We start from the raw sequence: 388 nt of genomic DNA, 5'->3' as shown, positions 1-388 counted from the left end.
GCGGCGCAGGTCGTGAAGACAGGGGAGAATGTGAAGAACGTAAAGATTGGAGACCGGGTGGTAGGCGAGTGCAATATCGGCTGCGGGGTATGCCCGGTATGCCAGATCAAGGCTGGGTTCTGCCCGGACGCGAACCATTTCGGTTTCACACAGGACGGGGCGGATGCAGAATACTTCAAGGCGAACGGCGACTGGCTGCATGTGCTGCCGGAAAACATCGACAATATGACGGGAGCGATGGTGGAAACGTTCAGCATCGCCTACAAGGGCATTTATGAGGCAGGCGGAGTGGACGCGGCGGACGTAGCGGTGGTGTACGGCGGAGGCTCGGTAGGAAACTGCGCGGTGGCGGCGCTGCATGCGATGGGAGCGCTCGTGATTCTGGTGG

At 60.3% G+C, this 388-nt stretch carries 1 protein-coding gene; it reads left to right on the top strand.

Features of this window, described 5'->3' with window-relative positions:
• Positions 1-30 precede the first annotated feature (30 nt).
• Positions 31-388 (top strand): MDR/zinc-dependent alcohol dehydrogenase-like family protein (locus CHK_RS00795; RefSeq protein WP_242844857.1); only part of this gene is annotated, 358 nt, incomplete at its 3' end.

The sequence above is a fragment of the Christensenella hongkongensis genome, from assembly GCF_000981035.1.
In the GTDB taxonomy this organism is placed as follows: Bacteria; Bacillota; Clostridia; order Christensenellales; family Christensenellaceae; genus Christensenella; species Christensenella hongkongensis.
The sequence above is the reverse complement of the archived record's forward strand: the minus strand, read 5'-3'. Positions and strand labels throughout refer to the sequence as shown.